Below are 18,669 nucleotides of genomic sequence, written 5' to 3' on the forward strand. Positions count from 1 at the left end.
TATCACATTAGTAAGCTCTTGCGAACAGAACGGTATGATTTGCCTCTTCTCCACAAACGAGACAAGTCTTCTTCTGTTCAGATGGTTCAAACGGAATATTACGGCTAGTAGCACCGGTTTCCTGCTTTACCGTATCCTCACAAGCCTCAGAACCACACCATCCAGCCAAAGTGAAGCCACGCTTCTCTTCCATACTTTCCTTCATTTCATCCAATGTATCAACAGAATAGAAATGATCTTCACGGAATTCCTTGGCACGGTCATACATCTCCTGATGTACTTGGTCTAGCATCGCCTGAACTTCCTCTAGCAGATTCGCTTGTTGTACAATTTTCTTCTCTCCAGTGATTCGGGAAACGAGCACACATACACCGTTCTCCATGTCACGAGGTCCGATTTCCAGACGGACCGGAACACCGCGCATTTCGTACTCGTTAAACTTCCACCCCGGACGCACATCAGTATTATCATCCACACGAACCCGAATTCCTGCTGATTTCAGTTCGCTGAACAGCTCGTCCGTACGTGCAACAACCGCTTCCCAAGTCTTAGGAGGTCCGATCGGAACCATAATAACTTGTGTTGGAGCAACCTTCGGAGGTAATACCAATCCACGGTCATCCCCGTGAACCATGATCAAAGATCCGATCAAGCGTGTACTTACGCCCCAAGAGGTGGTGTGTGCATACTCAAGCGTATTTTCTCGGTTCAAATATTGAATTTCAAAAGCTGTGGAAAAGTTGGTTCCCATGTAGTGGGATGTGCCTGCCTGAACAGCCCGTCCGTCTTTCATCATCGCTTCAATGGAATACGTATCCATGGCACCTGCAAACTTCTCGGAAGGAGTCTTCTGGCCTTTAATAACCGGAATCGCTAAGTAGTTCTCAACAAAATCACAGTAAATGTCCAGCATTTGCATCGTTTCCTGACGTGCTTCCTCTTCCGTCTCATGAGCTGTGTGGCCTTCCTGCCATAAAAACTCACTGGTCCGCAAAAACGGAAGTGTCCGTTTCTCCCAACGCACAACGTTAGCCCACTGGTTAATCAGCACCGGAAGATCACGGTAAGACTGAATCCACTTGGAGTACATATGTCCGATCATCGTTTCAGAAGTCGGACGAATCGCCAGACGCTCTTCAAGCTTCTCACCGGCTGCTTCCGTTACCCAAGGTAGTTCCGGGTTAAAGCCCTCTACATGTTCCTTTTCCTTTTGGAAAAAACTTTCTGGAATAAAGAGCGGGAAATACGCATTGCGGTGTCCTGTCTCTTTAAAACGACGGTCCAATTCATCCTTGATATGTTCCCAGATTTCATAACCGTCCGGTTTGAAAACAATACAGCCCCGAACCGGTGAATAATCCATTAAGTCCGCTTTTTTAATGACGTCAATATACCAGCGTGAGAAATCCTCTCCCTGTGGCGTAATTTCAGTCACGAATTGTTTATCCTTAGACATAAGAATACTTGTCCTCCCATATAAAAACATCGATTATGCAGCTTATCAGGCTGAAGTCAGGGTATTAAAAATTTACGGCTCCGTGCGGCTGGCGCACCGAGCCGTAAATGAATGGTTAACCGTTAATTAAACGTAGTATATCATTATAGGTTACGGCGATCATCAGGAGGAACAACATGGCGAATCCGATAAAATGCACCATACCTTCCCGGTTTGGATCAACCGGCTTGCCGCGTAATGCCTCCACTCCAAGAAACACGAGACGACTTCCGTCAAGTGCAGGTACTGGCAACAGGTTAAATATACCAAGATAAAGGCTGAGTATTGCTGCCCAATAGGTCAACTGCTCAATACCTTGCTTAGCAATCTGTCCGGTAACCTCAAAGGTACGAACCGGACCACCCAAATCGTCCATAGAGAACTTATTAATCAACTGACTGAATCCCTGGAAAATGATGTTTGTCGTATCCACCATCGCTTTTCCTGAACCGGTAATGGTCTCTCCGAGCCCCGCCGAACGACTTGGCAGCTCGGTCACGATACCAACCTTTCCGCCTTCCTGTCCTTCCATGGATCGTGGTGTTAACGTTACATTAAACACCTCGTCCCCACGACGAACCGTCCAATCCATCGGCTTGTCCTTGGAAACGGAAATAAGTTCGATCATTTTTTTGAAATCCGCACCTATTGCCGTACCATTGACAGTTTCGATGATGTCGCCTTCCTGAAGATTCGCTTCATCCGCAGGCATGCCTTTTGTAATCTTACCAATCTGCACATAAGTCGGGTTCTCCACCGGAATTCCCGCCATCTGAATGTGAAGTGCGAACAAAATGAACGCAAGTAAAAAATTCATCACCGGACCAGCAAAAATAGCAAGGGCACGTTGGCCGACCGTCTTACTTCCGAACTGGCGATTTTTAGGGGCGATCTGTGTTTCCGTCCCCTTGGTTACCATCATAGCTTGAGGATGAACCTCGTACTGCTGAAACTCACCATCTACATCCAGACGTAGGGAAAGACGTTCTTCCAGGTCGATAAACTGAACCTCGCCCCGGATTACATTCTTACGGTTATCAAGCTGATCCAAGTAAATGCGCTTCACCTGATTATCACTATTTAACCTTACAGCAATTGTCTGTCCCGCCTGAATCTCAACCAATTCCGGATCTTCCCCGGCCATTCGGGCGTATCCTCCGAATGGAAGCAGACGCAATGTGAATTGAGTTTCGTTACGTTTATACGAGAACAGTTTCGGCCCGAAACCGATCGCAAACTCCCGAACCAAAATACCAGCTCGCTTGGCGAAATAATAGTGCCCCCATTCATGCACCGTTACGATGACAAAAAACATAAGCACCGTTAAAAAAACGACCTGCACCATTTCCAAATTGACATCCCCCTTTTCCTCTGAGAACGCAGTATGTCCCTATAGATTATCATTATTCTCTTGTTCATCACAAGAGAATCACATGCTGTCAGCTTTTTTCAGGGAGAATTTCGGATAGCTTCAGAATCCTACAGTCGCGCGGCAAGTTCACGCGCCAATTTGTCACTTTCTTCAATTACCTCCAAAGCCGGTTCAGGTGTGTTCTGATGCTCGTTCAGCACTTTTTCGATGATATCCTCAATCTGCAGAAATGAAATTTCTTTCCGCAGAAAACGGGCAACCGCTATTTCATTAGCGGCGTTAAATACCGTTGTTGCCGTCCCACCCATTTTACCACATTCATAAGCAAGCCTTAAACAAGGAAAACGTTCAAAGTCCATTTCACGGAATTGAAGCTTACCGGCTTCTGCAAGAGATAGTGTGGGTGAAGGTGATGGCCACCGTTCCGGATACGTGAGCGCATATTGGATCGGCACCCTCATGTCCGGATTCCCGAGCTGTGCAATAATACTGGAATCCCGGTACTGCACGAATGAGTGAATGATACTTTCTGGATGAAGCAGTACTTGAATCTGTTCATACGGCAGCCCAAATAGCCAATGCGCCTCGATGACTTCCAGTCCCTTGTTCATCATCGTTGCCGAATCAATGGTTATTTTAGCGCCCATGGACCAGTTCGGATGTTTCAAAGCATCTTCAACCGTTACATTTTTCAGCTGTTCCCGGTTCAAGTCACGGAAGGAACCACCAGATGCGGTTATGGTAATGAACTCAATATCTTCACGCCGTTCGCCGTTCAGACACTGAAAAATCGCCGAATGTTCACTGTCGATCGGAATGAGATCGACACCCTTAGCTTGAGCTAAAGCCGTAACCAGATGTCCTGCCGTAACAAGAGTTTCCTTGTTGGCCAAACCAATCGTTTTGCCGGCCTCTATCGCGGCTAATGTAGACGGTAATCCCATACTACCAACTACAGCAGTAACGACGATATCCGCATCGGTTCCAGCAGCTACCTCGATCAATCCCTCACGGCCATAAAACAGATGCGTACCTTCAGGAAGAAACGGACGAATACGCTCCGCCAGTTCTTTGGTAGCTACCGAAATTTTTTTCGGTTTAAATTCCTTGCACTGCTGAATCAGCAGATCCACATTGTTTCCTGCCGCTAAACCTTCAATCTGAAACTGATCACGATATTTCGAGACGACATCTAATGTCTGGGTACCGACGGAACCCGTGGAACCAAGCACACTAATTTTCTTCATTCCTGCATCTTTCCTTTCATCAGTAAGGCAGAAGACTCAACATATGTACGAACGGAAATACAACAATCCAGCTGTCGCAGCGGTCTAAAATCCCGCCGTGACCAGGTAAAAGACTACCGGAGTCTTTAATCCCGTATACCCGCTTATAGGCTGATTGCACAAGATCCCCTAGCTGGCCGATTACCGCACTGGAAAGCCCGATCAACAAAGCATTACCTAAAGGTAGAAGGCCATCGGATAAAAGAGCAAAAATCATCGCAGTGATGACAGCAATAATTACGCCGCCGACCGCACCTTCAATGGTTTTGTTCGGACTGATGGCCGGCCAGAGTTTGTTACGCCCCAGTTTACGACCAACAAAATAAGCGCCGGCGTCACTTGCCCAAATGGATGCAAGAAGCAGGAATGTCCAAAACAGACCGTGTCCATCCGGTGTATTCCGTGATTCTGCAATATACAAAAAGCCTATTCCGATATAAACTGAGGCCAGAAACAGTAGCGAAACCTGCTGAATTCCAACCCTGTTCTTGCTGAATACAGTAACGAGCAAGAACAGCAGCATTAGAAGCCATGTCCCATTCCCTATTGGAAGTGGGAGTGCAATATCCAGCAGATTCCATGGGAACACAAACATCAGTATGCCAAGATAGCCAATGACCGCCGTTCCACCGAACGGTGCAACCTTCGTCATCTTAACAAATTCATAATAACCGATCAAAGACATAGCAAGGACGAGAAGATGATACCAAAGGCCGCCCATGAAACATAACCCTAAAAAGACAGCTCCCGCTACAATTCCGGTAATTACTCGCTGTTTCATTACGTCCCATCCTCCATAACTACTTTAGACCGCCGTAGCGTCTTGTTCTGTGTTGATATTCAGCAACAGCTTCGACCAAATGTTCACTGGTAAACTCAGGCCATAAAACGTCGGTAAACACTAATTCGCTGTATGCGAGCTGCCACAACATAAAATTGCTGAGCCGCAGTTCACCGCTCGTTCGGATTAGCAAATCCGGATCTGGTAGATCGCCCGAGAGAAGCCTTTTCCCTATCAGTTCTTCGGTAATATCTTCAGGCCGAAGGGTTCCCTCGCCAATGTCCCGCCCCAACGCTTTGACACATTCAGTGATCTCCTTGCGGCTGCCGTAATTCAACGCAAAATTCAAAACAAGCCCATCATTATTCGCCGTCCTTGCAACCGCTTCTTGCATGGCCTCCAGCGTATGCGAGGGAAGATCTTCCGGATGGCCCATCATCGTTACCCGGACATTTTTCTCTATCAATTCTTCCAACTCAATCGCCAGAAACTCCTGCGGAAGCTTCATCAGGAAATCGACCTCATCCTTGGGACGCTTCCAGTTTTCCGTTGAAAAAGCATACATCGTCAAAATTTTGATCCCCAAATCATCCGCCGCAATGGTAGCTCTTTTGACAGCCTTCATACCGCTCTGGTGTCCAAAAATACGCGGTAACCCGCGTTTTTTAGCCCAGCGGCCGTTGCCGTCCATAATGATGGCCACATGCTGAGGGATGTTATCCGGAGAGAGCCGGGGCGCCTGCTGACTATTCTCCTGATTCAACCACGATCGAACCCGTTTGATCATTCCAAATTTCCTCCAGGCATCTTTCTGCAAAAAAGAGACAAACCCCACCTTTACCGGAGGGGCCGAAGTCTCTTATACTTCCATGATTTCTTTTTCTTTAGCAACGAGCACTTTGTCGACTTCAGCGATATATTTATCCGTAGCCTTCTGGATATCTTCCTGATGTCTCCGGGACTCATCCTCGGAAATATCGGTTTTCTCCAGTTTCTTAATGTCGTCGTTGGCATCGCGGCGAATGTTGCGGATGGCCACTTTCGCTTCCTCGCCGAATTTTTTCGTCATTTTCACCAGATCTGTTCTGCGCTCTTCTGTAAGAGCAGGAATCGACAATCTAATTTGATTACCATCATTAGCCGGTGTCAGTCCCAGATCAGATTTCATAATAGCCTTCTCAATATCACCGAGCGAAGATTTATCCCAAGGCTGAATCATCAGCGTGCGGGAATCCGGTGTCGTGATATTAGCGAGCTGGTTAACGGGGGTTGGAGCCCCGTAATATTCTACTTGAATTCGGTCGAGCAGAGATGAACTAGCCCGGCCGGCTCGCAGGGTAGCGAGATCGCGTTTCAATGACAGAATCGCTTTTTCCATGCGTTCTTCTGCATTTTCCTTCACCGCTTGTGGCATTAGTCTACACTCCCTTTAACGATCGTCCCGATCTTCTCGCCAAGAACGACTCGTTTAATATTACCTTGCTCAGTAATTGCAAATACAATAAGCGGAATGTTATTGTCCATGCATAATGAGGATGCTGTGGAATCCATAACACCCAGGTTTTTATTCAACACATCAAGGTAAGTAAGTTGTTCATACTTCTCAGCCGTTTCATCTTTGAATGGATCCGCGGAATAAACGCCGTCCACTTTGTTTTTCGCCATAAGAATGACTTCGGCTTCGATTTCAGCAGCTCTTAGAGCAGCCGTTGTATCCGTTGAGAAATACGGGTTACCTGTTCCTGCCGCAAAAATAACGACACGCCCTTTTTCCAAGTGACGGATCGCTCTGCGGCGAATGTAAGGCTCAGCGATTTGCTGCATGGAGATTGATGTTTGAACCCGTGTGGGCACACCGATCTGTTCCAGTGCATCCTGGAGAGCTAGTGAGTTCATCACCGTTGCAAGCATCCCCATGTAGTCAGCCGTTGCACGGTCGATACCGTTCGCACTGCCGGCGATGCCGCGCCAAATGTTGCCCCCACCGCACACAATCGCTACTTCAACGCCAAGCGCAACAACTTCTTGAACTTGTTCAGCGATGGAAGTAATGGTCTCGGCGTCGATTCCATAACCGTTCTGGCCTGACAGGGATTCCCCGCTGACCTTCAAAATAACTCGTTTAAATACAGGCTGTTCCAAATGATTACCCTCCACTTTAAGACGGCGCCTTTCGAAAGACGCCCGTTTGAAAAACGACAGACAGACGCAAAACACTGCTTGACGGCTTATAAAAATCGGGTAAAAACATCCGTTTCGCAAAGGAAACGTCTATCGACACACCTTCTAGGAAGCAGACCGCCTTTTAGATGAAGTTGTACTCCAAAGAAGACAGATCGCTTTAAGCGGAAGTTTTTCTTGCGATATAGGGAAGCCGTCTCCCAAGGTGTGTATACCTTCCTATATCCAAGTAGAAACGACTTCGTAGCCCTTATCAAAGGACGATGATCGTTTCTGCGAGAAATATAAGCCTAGTATAACTGAAATGTTATACTTTCTTATATTTTTAAAAAAGAAGGAACACGAAGTGTTCCACTCTTTTTTAAAGGTATGTTTAGCCTGATCGGCTTATTTATTCACTTGGGCCATAACTTCTTCTGCGAAGTTTTCTTGCTTCTTCTCAAGACCTTCACCCAGCTCGTAGCGGACAAAACGACGAATGGAGATGTTTTCACCGATCGTGCTGATTTTTTCGTTCAACAGTGTGCTGATTGTTTTGTCTGGATCTTTAACGAAAGACTGATCAAGCAGGCAGTACTCTTCATAGTACTTGTTAATGCGGCCTTCAACCATTTTCTCAACGATTTTCTCAGGCTTACCTTCGTTAAGCGCTTGAGCTTTCAAAATTTCCTTTTCTTTTTCCAACTCATCAGCAGGAACTTCTTCACGACGAACATATTTCGGGCTTGCTGCAGCGATGTGCATAGCGATATCGCGTGCAAACTCTTTGAATTGATCTGTTTTGCCGACAAAGTCGGTTTCGCAGTTGATTTCAACGAGAACGCCGATGCGTCCGCCGCCGTGGATGTAAGATTCTACAACACCTTCAGTAGCGATACGTCCTGCTTTGTTAGCAGCTGCAGACAAACCTTTTTCGCGAAGAAGCGCGATCGCTTTGTCGATATCACCATTTGTTTCGTCGAGCGCTTTTTTGCAATCAAGCATACCTGCGCCTGTTCTTTCACGAAGCTCTTTTACCGCACTAGCTGATACTGCCATTGATATTCCCTCCAATTTATAATTAACTTTATCATGCTGCGTTTCCAGCATTTTTTCACATTCTGACCTTAAAAAAAGGGTAGTGAGAGGTTATCCACCTACCAACCACCCTTTTCATTTAATTCATTCTTTATACGTGCAACCGTAATTAGGCTGTTGTTTCTTCGCCCTGATGAGCTTCTACAACTGCATCGGCCATTTTACCTGTCAGCAATTTAACAGCGCGGATCGCGTCGTCGTTACCTGGGATAACATAGTCGATTTCGTCCGGATCACAGTTGGTGTCTACGATACCAACGATTGGGATACCCAATTTACGTGCTTCTGCAACAGCGATACGCTCTTTACGAGGATCGATGATGAACAGAGCGCTTGGAAGACCCTTCATGTTCTTAATACCGCCCAGGAATTTCTCAAGACGATCTTTCTCTTTGCGGAGAAGGATAACTTCTTTCTTAGGCAATACTTCGAAAGTGCCGTCTTCTTCCCACTTCTCAAGTTCTTTCAAACGGTTGATACGTTTTTGGATCGTTTCGAAGTTGGTCAGAGTTCCGCCGAGCCAACGTTGGTTGATGTAGTACATACCGCAACGTTCTGCTTCTTCTTTCACGGAATCTTGAGCTTGTTTCTTTGTTCCGACGAACAGAATTGTTCCGTTCTCGCCAGCTACGCTTTTCACAAAGTTAAAAGCTTCTTCTACTTTCTTGACCGTTTTTTGCAGGTCAATAATGTAAATACCGTTTCTTTCAGTGAAGATATATTTGTCCATTTTTGGATTCCAACGACGAGTCTGGTGACCGAAGTGAACCCCAGCTTCCAAAAGCTGCTTCATGGAGATAACTGCCATCTTCACACACCTCCTAAGTTTGGTTTTTGTGTGCCCTCCGCCAAGGTCATTTTCCGTTAAGACTTCCAGTTCGGAAGCACCCTTAACGAAATCTCTCAGCGTGTGTTTTAACACCGTCAATTACTATACCATAATTGGAAGGCAGATGCAATGCTATTATAACAAGTAAAAACAACTTGGACGTCCTTTTTTATAGGGCGACAGCGTTTCTACGAGAAATATAAGCCAAGTAAATAATTCAATCTTATACTTTCTTATGATTTAAGAAAAACCGTCTGCAACCTAGCGGCTGTTGGACGGTTTTTCCGTAATTTTTTGAATGATTGAATCCAGCTCTTCACCAGCTGTAAAGGTATAGGTTCCTCTTTGTATGAATTTATTAATTTTTTGAGCAGTAGCTTCATCTATAAAAGCTTGTTTATCCTCTAAAACCCCTGCTTTTTGTAAACCGTTCGCCACATCGCTCAAATTGCTTCCACCGGAAATGACATATCGGATTTTAGTTGAATCGGGCTCTTTGGGCGAAGTGGGATCCTTAACGGCAGGTGCTGCAGGGTCCTTCTTCACATCGCCCGGCTTTTCAGGCGTTTGAGGTGAATGCGGTTGTTTGGTCTCTTTAGCTTTAGCAGGCGGTTTTACGGCTGTCCCCGTCATCTTCCCACTCTCATTCTTCATCTTTTCTTTCCACTGGTCCTCCGTCATCAACTCTTCGGAGCTATTTACCACTTTCATATCCATTGCTTTTGCTGCTTCCTCAATCTGCTCTTGGGTCCATTGCTTGTCCTGCGGCTGTGAAGAAGACATGGCTCGTTCTCCCATTAGCATGAGCTGCAGAAGTACGGCACCAACGACGAGACCGATACCAAGACCCAACATAAAGACACGGTTCTTGATCACGGTGATTCCTCCTGTTTAGCCAATTGTATGATCAACTGCACCTCACCCCGCTGCATTCCAGCAGACTTGGCTATCATATCAATAGATCTGCCCGCTTCATACATATCAAACAGCTCGGTGTAACGGCTTTTGATTGAATTGATATGCGGTTGACTCGCTATATCAGCCGCTTCTACCGCTTCCGAAGCCTGGGTGGTTGAGATATTAACCGGCACAGACGCTAAAAGCGTCTCCGCCGATCTCAGACGTCCTTCAGTGGATGCAAGCTGCTGTTCCACAGCAAGCAATCTATGGCGCATTTCATTTAACTGCTCCTGCTGAGCTGTCTGCTTGGCAGTCTGCTCTTGCTTCATCTGTCCAACCAGGTCAAGCAGCTGCTCATTCTCGAGCTGCACTTCTCCCATGTATTGCTCCAAGGTAGACTCCATTTCTTTGACGACTTGCTCACTTTTAACCGTCTCTTCACGACGCTTAGGCAGCATTAAAGCATATAGCACTGCTCCAATGCCCAGGAGTACGATATATATCCATGAGTCCAAAACAATTAACTCCTTTGTGCCAATGATTTGCTCTAAAGGGAAATATCCAGAGAACGACCTTTATACGGATGTTCCGCAGGCCGCTCTGCCGAATGCTCCTTCTGCTCAGAGGAATGTCCCCCATCCTCCGGTGCTTGACGGCTGCCATCATCACGGATGGCAGATTCAGCCGTTTCGCTGACTTCTGTGCTTCGCTGAGCAGCTTGACGGCTTTGCTTCATATGTTCTCCGGCCAACAATGTCTGATCCTGAGAAGGACGCTGATGATGCTCTTGCTGAATTTTGCTTGCCTCCGTTGTCCGCGGCACCGCGATTTGCATCTCCACCGATTTCAAACTCAAGTGAAATCACCTCGTCCTATCATGATTAACTTGAACAGAACACCGTGTATTCAGACACCTTAGCTGTCTTACAGCAGAGGAACCATGGCAATTTCACCTTCATGATAATAAAAAGAAACCCGTTGTGTCGGATCCTTAATAAACCGGGTATACCGACCAATGACGATCTTGGACCCGCCGTATATCGTTTTTATAATTTCTACTTTTGCTTTGCCTGTATCCTCAAGCATGCGTTCAATTTCAAGCATTCTGTCCTTGATTTCATTCTGTTCCGCTGTATTGGACTTCTTGGTGGCATTCAGCTTGATTCGAAGCGCAAGTTTGTCAGGGGTAAGCTGACCAGACGCTGCCAGCTGATTCAGTAAATAGAGTGCTTTATCTGTTTTATCCATGCTCTCCACTTGCCGTTTTAGCTGAGCCCTCAGCTCAGATAGTTCATTACGGAGTTCAGGCAGAACGCCAACCTCAATGACCGTTGCTGTAGACATCGTATTACCGATTGTGCGTGCAATGACCTTTTCACCGGCCTGAATTACACCTCCGACAATCAGACCTTTAGTACCGTTGCAAATAACATTTTGGCCTGCTCGGATATTGGAATGCATAATGCTCTGAGATACCGTTACATCCGCTCCAACAATCACATTGCCATCTTGTACGAAAGCGCTTTTCACATTTTGCCCAGCTTTTACGTATCCTTTGTTGTAACCAATAATGCCTCCGGATATATCGATAGAGCCTTCCGCATCAAGCTCTGCTCCTTCGACAAAGCCTGTCACCCGAATGTCTCCGGCACATTTAATACGGAAACCAGACAGTACATTTCCACGAATGACAACGGTTCCCACAAAATCTATGTTGCCAATACTGTAATCGACATCTCCATTAATCTCATATACAGGGAATACATTAATCTTCCCCTTTTCCGTCTTCGTCAAAAGTCCGTCAATAGCAGCATACATAGCCGTCTGTTCAGGATTTACCACAACGTTCTTTCCGATCTTGAAACGCGCCTCTTTACCCGGTTTGCATGGGATCTCTTCACCCGTAACCATCGTTCCCGGTACTCCTGGCGTTGGAGGAATCCGAGTTGCGATCAATTGTCCCTTCTTGACATTGTTCAGACGAATAACTTCCTTATAATCCACCTTGCCGTCATCCGTTTCAAGTGGTCGCAGGCTCTGCTGATCTCCCATTTCAATCTTCAATACAATCCGTCCGTCTTGACCGTGAACTGGCTCAGTCCCGATCGCAACCGGGGCTCTGCTATACTGATACTCTTCCGAATGACTGACGATACGGCTTAAAGTGTCATGCTGGAGCCCATAACGGATCTTGTGACTTCGAAGAAACTGTTCAAGAGCTTCAATCTTACAGGTGAAATCCTTATCCCAATCTGACATCTGCAAATAGGCAACCGTTTTATCATCCGAAAAGGTGATATTAAAGTACTTGTCCAATGCATAATCTACAGACATTTCAGGAACCCCCTTCCAAATTGGCAAGCGTCAATCGTTCTGCATCAATAAATCCCGATCTTTATCAAGCGTGGCTCTGAGCCTTAGAATCGCTTTGGAATGTAGCTGCGATATTCTCGAGGGAGACAGCGACATGACTTCGGCAATTTCACTGAGCGACAAATCTTCATAATACAGCAAGGAGACGACTGTTCTTTCTTTTTCCGTCAACTTGCCAATTCCTTTAACTAGAGCTTCCTGCAAATAAAATTCGTGTACTTTATGATCAGGATTTTTAGCCTTCTCATCCACCAAAAGCGACATTCGAGTTTCCGATTCTTCTTCACGGATCGGATCCTCCAGAGAGCTAAGTGTCATCACCGCAACTTCTTGCAGCATATGCCTAAATTCTTTTTCAGAAACTTCGAGGTAGTCACTCATCTCAGAATCACTGACCGTTCGTAAATATTTTTGCTCAAGCTGCTGGTATGCCGATTCGATTTTTTTTGCTTTCTCTCGAACGGAACGCGGGACCCAATCCCCCTGCCGGAGCGAATCCAGAATGGCACCTCGAACTCGCCATGATGCGTAAGTTTCAAACTGCAATCCACGTTTATAATCAAACTTCTCAATGGCATCAATCAGCCCCATAACACCATTACTCGCCAGGTCTCCTTTTGATACATTTCGGGGAAGTCCAATTGCCAAACGGCTTGAAACATAGTCAACGATGTGTAAATGATTTTCGATTAGTTTCTTTTTCGCTTCTTGGTCTCCATCTTCCTTCCATGCAACCCATAAATCAACATGGTTGAGGGGAGAAGCTTTGCGCTCGTCCAATTGCCTTCACCATCCTTATTTTTCTGTCAGGTGACGAACGGCCTTGGCCAGTTCTTCGGGATCCTTAGTTGAAACCAGCTTAGGAGGATTTAACGGAACAAATCCGTTTCCTTCTTGATCTTGCTCTGGTTCAGGTTTAATGAGATTCATCAATTCCTTGTCTTCATCTGGCGTCGTCAAATCCAGTCTGTTGCCCAGCTGCTCTTCAGGGGTGCTGCCAGAGCTCTCACTTCCCCCGTCAGAGCCTTTAGCAGGTACGGAGGCCAAATTGAAGACCCATTTAAGCAGGTACGCCAATACAAACCATACCGCAAATGCAATCAAAGCCCGGTTAAAACTTGTTAACCATAAATTATTGCGTAAAGTAAAAAGAAACGTGAGTATAAACCCGGCAAAACCGGCCCATAGATAAAAACGAAGTTTTCCTATCATAGCTACAATTCCTTTATGCCCTTTTGTACACTACGTATGGTAAATTTACCCGTTGTGCAGTCCAATTCCACAGTTCGTCCGTAATTTCCTCCGGTATCTTCACCAATTAGCGGAATACCCATCTGTTCTAACCCTGCTTTACAAGATTCCACATTTCGGGGCCCGATCCTCATACTGTCACCAGCACCCGCAAATGCAAACATCTGAGCTCCACCGGCCATCTTCGCTACCAGCCTGCTATGGGAAGCTCCCATTTCTTTCAGCTTGTTCAGAAGGACTGGAAGCGCCGTATCTGCATACTTGGCCAAGTTCAGTTGGCCTTCTCTAGCGATGGAAGAAGAGGGGAGCATGACATGAGCCATACCTCCGATCTTCAACAGCGGATCGTAAAGAGTCAGCCCCACACATGAGCCTAGACCAGTTGTACGTAAAATCCCGCTGGAACCCGCGACGTTTAAATCCGCCATCGCCACTTTCACTACACTTTGTTCGTCAATCATTCTCTAGAGGCACTCCCAAAGCTTCGAATATTTGAGCAAATGACTGAGGGTCAGGTATTAGGAAAAACTGCCCCTCAACTTCATGATGTCCTTCCAAGAACGTCGTGTTGATCAACAGGGCATCATCCCCCATTTCACCAAACTGCAGGAGACCGTAGCTTAGTATCGCTCCTGCCATGTCTATCGCCAATCCAGGTACAGTCGGTGTCATAACCAATTTTGTAAAGTCTGCCAGAGAGGACAAGTATGATCCCGCCAAGATGTTACCAATCTCATTTATCGCTGATAGTTCCATTTCAGAAAAATCATTGTCTACCGACACTTCTAGACCAGCCAGACGCTGAAGAAGTTTTTTACCTGCCTCAGGACTCATAATAAAGAACAGATTTCCGGGTGCTTCTCCCTCTACCCGCAAGAAGACAGCGAGTACGATCCTTTCGGCTCCGCCAACACTTTCAGCGATTTCTTCAAAAGAAAGTAGTTGAACCATCGGTACGGCCATATCAACCGGCTTGTTCAAGAGCTGAGAAAGGGCGGTTGCGGCATTGCCTGCCCCGATATTCCCAACCTCTTTAAGGACGTCCATTTTGAGGTCCTTATCATACTTGAAAAGTTCCACTGCCTAATCCTCTAAGCCTTCAAGCTGTATAATTTCACTTTTGTTCAGAACTTCAGACAAGTTAAGCATAACGAGCAGACGCTCCTCACCGATTTTTGCAACGCCGCGCAAGTATTTCGCTTTAACGCCGCCGACCACTTCAGGAGGTGTATCAATGCTGTCGCTGTTCAGATCGATGACATCGCTTGCCGAGTCAACGATAAAGCCGACCTGCATTTCATTCACCGCTACAATAATGATCCGAGTCTGATCTGTGTGCTCAGCCTCTGGCAGACCAAATCGTCCGCGAAGATCAATAACAGGAATGACAACGCCACGCAGGTTTACGACTCCCTTTACGAAAGCATATGTTTTCGGCACGCGTGTAATCGGCATCAGACGCTCAATGGTCTGTACCTTTTCCACCTCTATCCCGTACTCTTCGCTTCCAAGCTTGAAGACGATCACTTTCAATTCTTCTCCCATGTTAAACCCTCCCTATATGTTCACACCTCAAATCCAGGTGTCCTTAATCAGCCCATAATTACTTGATAAAAGCATTCGGATCTATGATGAGTGCTACTTGTCCATCGCCAAGGATGGTTGCGCCGGAAATGCCTTGTATTGAAGGCAGGTACTTACCCAGATTTTTAATAACAATCTCGCTCTGACCAATAAAATCGTCGATCGCCAAAGCTGCCAGACGGTCACCCTTGCGAATAACGACAATTTCCGTTTCTTCTTCAGACTGTTCATCGAAATTCGGAACATCAAATACACGGCTCAGTGAAATAAGCGGTATATGTGACTCTCTGAATTGAATCATTTGGCTGCCGTGGACGGTACGAATTTGTCCTTTTTTAATAATTCCTGTTTCCACAATCGATGTCAGCGGAATCGCGAATTTTTCGGAGCCCATCTTAATTAGCATGGCAGCAATAATAGAAAGCGTAAGTGGAAGCTGTACCGAGAAGTTCGTTCCTTTTCCTGGTGTTGAGTAAATCGTAACGTTGCCGCCAAGGGAATTGATTTTTGATTTTACAACATCAAGACCAACTCCCCGTCCGGACACATCCGAAATTTTCTCAGCTGTACTGAAACCCGGTGCGAACAGAAGCTGGTGAGCTTCTTCGTCTGACATTGCTGCAGCTTGTTCTTCGGTTACAACGCCTTTATTGATGGCGCTTTTGATGATGTTATCCCGGATGATTCCACGACCATCATCTTCGATCTCAATAAATACATTATTTCCGCTGTGAAATGCCCGGAGATTAACGGTTCCGGTTTCCGATTTACCGGCAGCTAACCGATCAGCAATCGGTTCTACACCATGATCAACAGAATTCCGTATCAAGTGAACTAACGGATCCCCGATTTCATCAATAACCGTACGGTCAAGTTCCGTTTCCGCACCGGTAATAATCAAGTCAATTTTTTTATCGAGAGATTTGGCAAGATCGCGGACCATCCGCGGAAAACGGTTAAACACAGTATCTACGGGAACCATCCGCAGTTTCAGAACGATATTTTGAAGGTCGCTACTGACACGGCTCATATGCTCGACCGTATCGGTCAAATCCTGGTTCTTCGCTTCATTTGCCAGTTGCTCCAAGCGCACACGGTCGATCAACAGCTCACTAAAGAGGTTCATCAAAACATCCAAGCGCTCGATATCAACACGGATCGTTCTTGATGGGACACTGGCGCCGTTATTTTTGGCAGCGGTCTTAGGTGAAACTGATTCCGTTGGCTCGACTTTTGACGCACCTGCTGCTGCAGGTGATGGAGTGCTCGCAGAGTTTTCTTTCTCGACTGCTTCAACTGCTGCCGCACTTTGTAAAACCATCTGCTGCAGGGATTCATGATCAAGATCCGCAACCGTCACCGAGTCAACCTCTGAAATATTCATAATTTGGCTTTCAAGATCCGCTGCATTTTTTTGAGTGATAAAGTACATTGAAAAGACACTGTCAAACTCACCCTGCTCGATATCTTCAACATCTGGATAAGTCTTAACGATTTCACCGGCTCTTTCCAGCAGTTCAAACACCATATATGCTCTGACAGCCTTGAGCTGACAGTCCTCACGCAGTTGAACCTGAATGTAGAGCACCTTATGACCTTCTGTAATGGATTGATCCAAAACAGAAAATTGGAATTCGTCCAACTCAATGCCCGGATAAGCAGGTGTGCTGTTTGCGGATTCTACAGAAACGGCAGCGGCCGAAGAGACTCCAGCTCCTTCACCGCGAACAATCGCTTGAAGTGAAGCTACTATAGAGGAGACATCAGCCTTCCCTTCACCACCCTGTACGATATCCTGTACCATCGATTCGAGCGCATCCAAGCTTTTAAAAAGGGTGTCAAAAATAAAATCCTGCATTTTCAGCTTTTCGTTCCGAACCAGATCCAGTACATTCTCCATCTGGTGTGTAAGGGAAGCGAGATCTTCAAAACCCATGGTGGCCGCCATCCCCTTCAGGGTATGGGCTGACCGGAAGATCACCTGTACAATACCCAAGTCACTCGGGCTGCTTTCTAGTTGAAGCATGTTTTCATTTAATGATTGCAGATGATCATTCGACTCATCAATAAACATGGATAAATACTGATTCATGTCCATTGCGAGACACCTCCTCTATGAGTTCACTTACCGATATTTACTGCTTGAACCAATTTCCCTGCAATTTCTTGCAGCGGCAGAATATAACTTACACAGCCCAACTCCACGGCAGATCGAGGCATTCCATACACAACACAGGTCTCCTCGCTTTCAGCGAATGTTGAAGTAACTCCAGAATCGTAAAGTTGTTTCATCATTCTCGCTCCGTCACTTCCCATTCCCGTCATAATCACAGCATGCCGTTTCAGTGAAGTAAGAGGCAGTAGAGACTCGAACAACACGTCTACCGAAGGGCGATGTCCGTTGCATGGTTCATCCTTATGAGTTGTAATGCGGTACTTCCCATCCGATTGGGATATCCTCATATGGATCCCGCCTGGAGCGATATAAGCTGCTCCCGGCTTTAATTCCATCTCATCACAAGCCTCAACGACCTCGATCGCACTAAACGAATCGAGACGCTGCGCCAGAGATTTCGTAAAATTCGGAGGCATGTGCTGCACGATGACGATCGGCGCCGGGAAATCACCTGGAATTTTCTCCAGGAAGGTTTTCAGCGCCCTTGGGCCCCCGGTCGAGCACCCGACCGCAACTAATTGAGTGAAGCTTTGATCCATTGAGCGATCCTGGTGGGGAACACTCTTCACTTCTGATTTCCTGAGAACAGGATGGCTTTTACATGCTTCAAACGTTTTTCGCCCAACTAAAGGAGTAACCGCCTTTCCTGCAGAAGTGTGGCGTAAGTTGTTATTGTTTTGATTTAGTCCGGAATCCGCAGCGCCTGATGCCTGCTTCATCGAATTTGGAAGTCTCGCACGCAACTGCACCTGGTTGTCCCGATGAGAGCCTTTCATATCTTTATGAAATGACTTTGAGGTTGCGAACGTTCGCTGATCATCTGAACCGAACAGAGGCTGTCGATCGGAAGGCCTTGGCGGAAGAAGAATAGCCTTTGGGATATCCTGTCGCTTCTGCTCTTCTTCCTCCCACAATGCCCTCCGTGCTTTGGCCTGCACCGCTGCATTCAGTTGCTTAAGCAGCTCTTGACCAACTTGCTCAATATCCTGAGCATTTGATATGGAAGGCTTGCGTATAAAATCAAAGGCCCCAAATTCCAGAGCTAATATCGTTTCCCGCATCCCTTGCTCATTAACGCCTGACAGCATAATGACTGCCCTTGGTCCGGCCTCCATAATTGTTCTGAGCGCGTCAAGACCATTCATTTCGGGCATTTCTACATCCATCGTAATGATATCGGGGTTTAGTTCCATGGCTTTCGCTACGGCTTCTCTGCCGTTATTTGCTGTGCCCGTTACTCGAAACCTGTGATCCCGTTCGATCAGATCCGAAATGATTTTTCTCATAAACGGAGAATCATCTACCACCAGTACACGAAATGGCGTCATTGGAGTCCACCTCAGTTCCCTTATTGTCAAAAAAGA

Annotated in this window: 20 protein-coding genes; all 20 read right to left on the minus strand. The window is 46.4% G+C overall.

Translation table 11 applies throughout. The features are described 5' to 3' along the window. Window positions 1-7 precede the first annotated feature (7 nt). Entirely contained in the window at window positions 8-1,456 is a 1,449-nt protein-coding gene (proS, locus tag MNQ98_RS19495) for a proline--tRNA ligase (protein ID WP_241929739.1), read from the minus strand. Between the two features lie 115 nt (window positions 1,457-1,571). Then, on the minus strand, window positions 1,572-2,840 hold the full coding sequence (gene rseP, locus MNQ98_RS19500) for an RIP metalloprotease RseP (RefSeq protein WP_481856777.1): 1,269 nt from the start codon (window positions 2,838-2,840) through the stop codon (window positions 1,572-1,574). Between the two features lie 134 nt (window positions 2,841-2,974). Then, a complete protein-coding gene (locus MNQ98_RS19505) occupies window positions 2,975-4,114 on the minus strand; it encodes a 1-deoxy-D-xylulose-5-phosphate reductoisomerase (protein ID WP_241929741.1) in 1,140 nt (379 codons plus the stop codon). Window positions 4,115-4,133: 19 nt separating this feature from the next. Beyond that, on the minus strand, window positions 4,134-4,934 hold the full coding sequence (locus tag MNQ98_RS19510; RefSeq protein ID WP_241929742.1) for a phosphatidate cytidylyltransferase: 801 nt from the start codon (window positions 4,932-4,934) through the stop codon (window positions 4,134-4,136). A 19-nt stretch (window positions 4,935-4,953) separates the two neighbouring features. Next, a complete protein-coding gene (locus MNQ98_RS19515) occupies window positions 4,954-5,721 on the minus strand; it encodes an undecaprenyl pyrophosphate synthase (RefSeq protein ID WP_241929743.1) in 768 nt (255 codons plus the stop codon). A gap of 72 nt (window positions 5,722-5,793) precedes the next feature. After that, window positions 5,794-6,348, minus strand: coding sequence for a ribosome recycling factor (gene frr, locus MNQ98_RS19520; RefSeq protein ID WP_241929744.1), 555 nt, complete (start codon window positions 6,346-6,348; stop codon window positions 5,794-5,796). After that, a complete protein-coding gene (gene pyrH, locus MNQ98_RS19525) occupies window positions 6,348-7,076 on the minus strand; it encodes a UMP kinase (protein WP_208918882.1) in 729 nt (242 codons plus the stop codon). The genes frr and pyrH overlap by 1 nt, the downstream gene beginning before the upstream one ends. Before the next feature lie 426 nt (window positions 7,077-7,502). Continuing rightward, window positions 7,503-8,153, minus strand: a complete 651-nt coding sequence (gene tsf / locus MNQ98_RS19530) for a translation elongation factor Ts (protein WP_208918881.1) — start codon at window positions 8,151-8,153, stop codon at window positions 7,503-7,505. A 148-nt stretch (window positions 8,154-8,301) separates the two neighbouring features. Beyond that, a complete protein-coding gene (gene rpsB, locus MNQ98_RS19535; RefSeq protein ID WP_241929745.1) occupies window positions 8,302-9,000 on the minus strand; it encodes a 30S ribosomal protein S2 in 699 nt (232 codons plus the stop codon). A 282-nt stretch (window positions 9,001-9,282) separates the two neighbouring features. Then, entirely contained in the window at window positions 9,283-9,897 is a 615-nt protein-coding gene (locus MNQ98_RS19540) for a hypothetical protein (protein WP_241929746.1), read from the minus strand. Beyond that, on the minus strand, window positions 9,894-10,436 hold the full coding sequence (locus MNQ98_RS19545; protein ID WP_241929747.1) for a hypothetical protein: 543 nt from the start codon (window positions 10,434-10,436) through the stop codon (window positions 9,894-9,896). Before MNQ98_RS19545 ends, MNQ98_RS19540 begins: the two co-directional genes overlap by 4 nt. A gap of 32 nt (window positions 10,437-10,468) precedes the next feature. Beyond that, window positions 10,469-10,777: a hypothetical protein gene (locus MNQ98_RS19550; protein ID WP_208918877.1), complete on the minus strand. Its 309-nt coding sequence runs from the start codon at window positions 10,775-10,777 to the stop codon at window positions 10,469-10,471. Between the two features lie 68 nt (window positions 10,778-10,845). Then, on the minus strand, window positions 10,846-12,255 hold the full coding sequence (locus MNQ98_RS19555) for a flagellar assembly protein A (RefSeq protein ID WP_241929748.1): 1,410 nt from the start codon (window positions 12,253-12,255) through the stop codon (window positions 10,846-10,848). Window positions 12,256-12,285: 30 nt separating this feature from the next. After that, window positions 12,286-13,074 (minus strand): FliA/WhiG family RNA polymerase sigma factor, encoded by a 789-nt coding sequence (locus MNQ98_RS19560; protein ID WP_208918875.1) that lies wholly within the window; start codon window positions 13,072-13,074, stop codon window positions 12,286-12,288. A gap of 15 nt (window positions 13,075-13,089) precedes the next feature. Then, window positions 13,090-13,506 carry a hypothetical protein gene (locus tag MNQ98_RS19565; protein ID WP_241929749.1) on the minus strand — a complete coding sequence of 139 codons (417 nt, stop codon included), beginning with the start codon at window positions 13,504-13,506 and terminating at the stop codon, window positions 13,090-13,092. Between the two features lie 2 nt (window positions 13,507-13,508). Continuing rightward, window positions 13,509-14,006: a chemotaxis protein CheD gene (locus tag MNQ98_RS19570; RefSeq protein ID WP_241929750.1), complete on the minus strand. Its 498-nt coding sequence runs from the start codon at window positions 14,004-14,006 to the stop codon at window positions 13,509-13,511. Further along, entirely contained in the window at window positions 13,999-14,625 is a 627-nt protein-coding gene (locus MNQ98_RS19575; protein ID WP_208918872.1) for a chemotaxis protein CheC, read from the minus strand. The genes MNQ98_RS19570 and MNQ98_RS19575 overlap by 8 nt, the downstream gene beginning before the upstream one ends. Window positions 14,626-14,628: 3 nt before the next feature. Further along, a complete protein-coding gene (locus MNQ98_RS19580) occupies window positions 14,629-15,090 on the minus strand; it encodes a chemotaxis protein CheW (RefSeq protein ID WP_241929751.1) in 462 nt (153 codons plus the stop codon). Window positions 15,091-15,148: 58 nt separating this feature from the next. Then, window positions 15,149-17,227, minus strand: a complete 2,079-nt coding sequence (locus tag MNQ98_RS19585; RefSeq protein ID WP_241929752.1) for a chemotaxis protein CheA — start codon at window positions 17,225-17,227, stop codon at window positions 15,149-15,151. Window positions 17,228-17,250: 23 nt separating this feature from the next. Further along, entirely contained in the window at window positions 17,251-18,633 is a 1,383-nt protein-coding gene (locus tag MNQ98_RS19590) for a protein-glutamate methylesterase/protein-glutamine glutaminase (RefSeq protein ID WP_241929753.1), read from the minus strand. Window positions 18,634-18,669: the final 36 nt, after the last annotated feature.

The organism is Paenibacillus sp. N3/727 (assembly GCF_022637315.1).
In the GTDB taxonomy this organism is placed as follows: Bacteria; Bacillota; Bacilli; order Paenibacillales; family Paenibacillaceae; genus Paenibacillus_AQ; species Paenibacillus_AQ uliginis.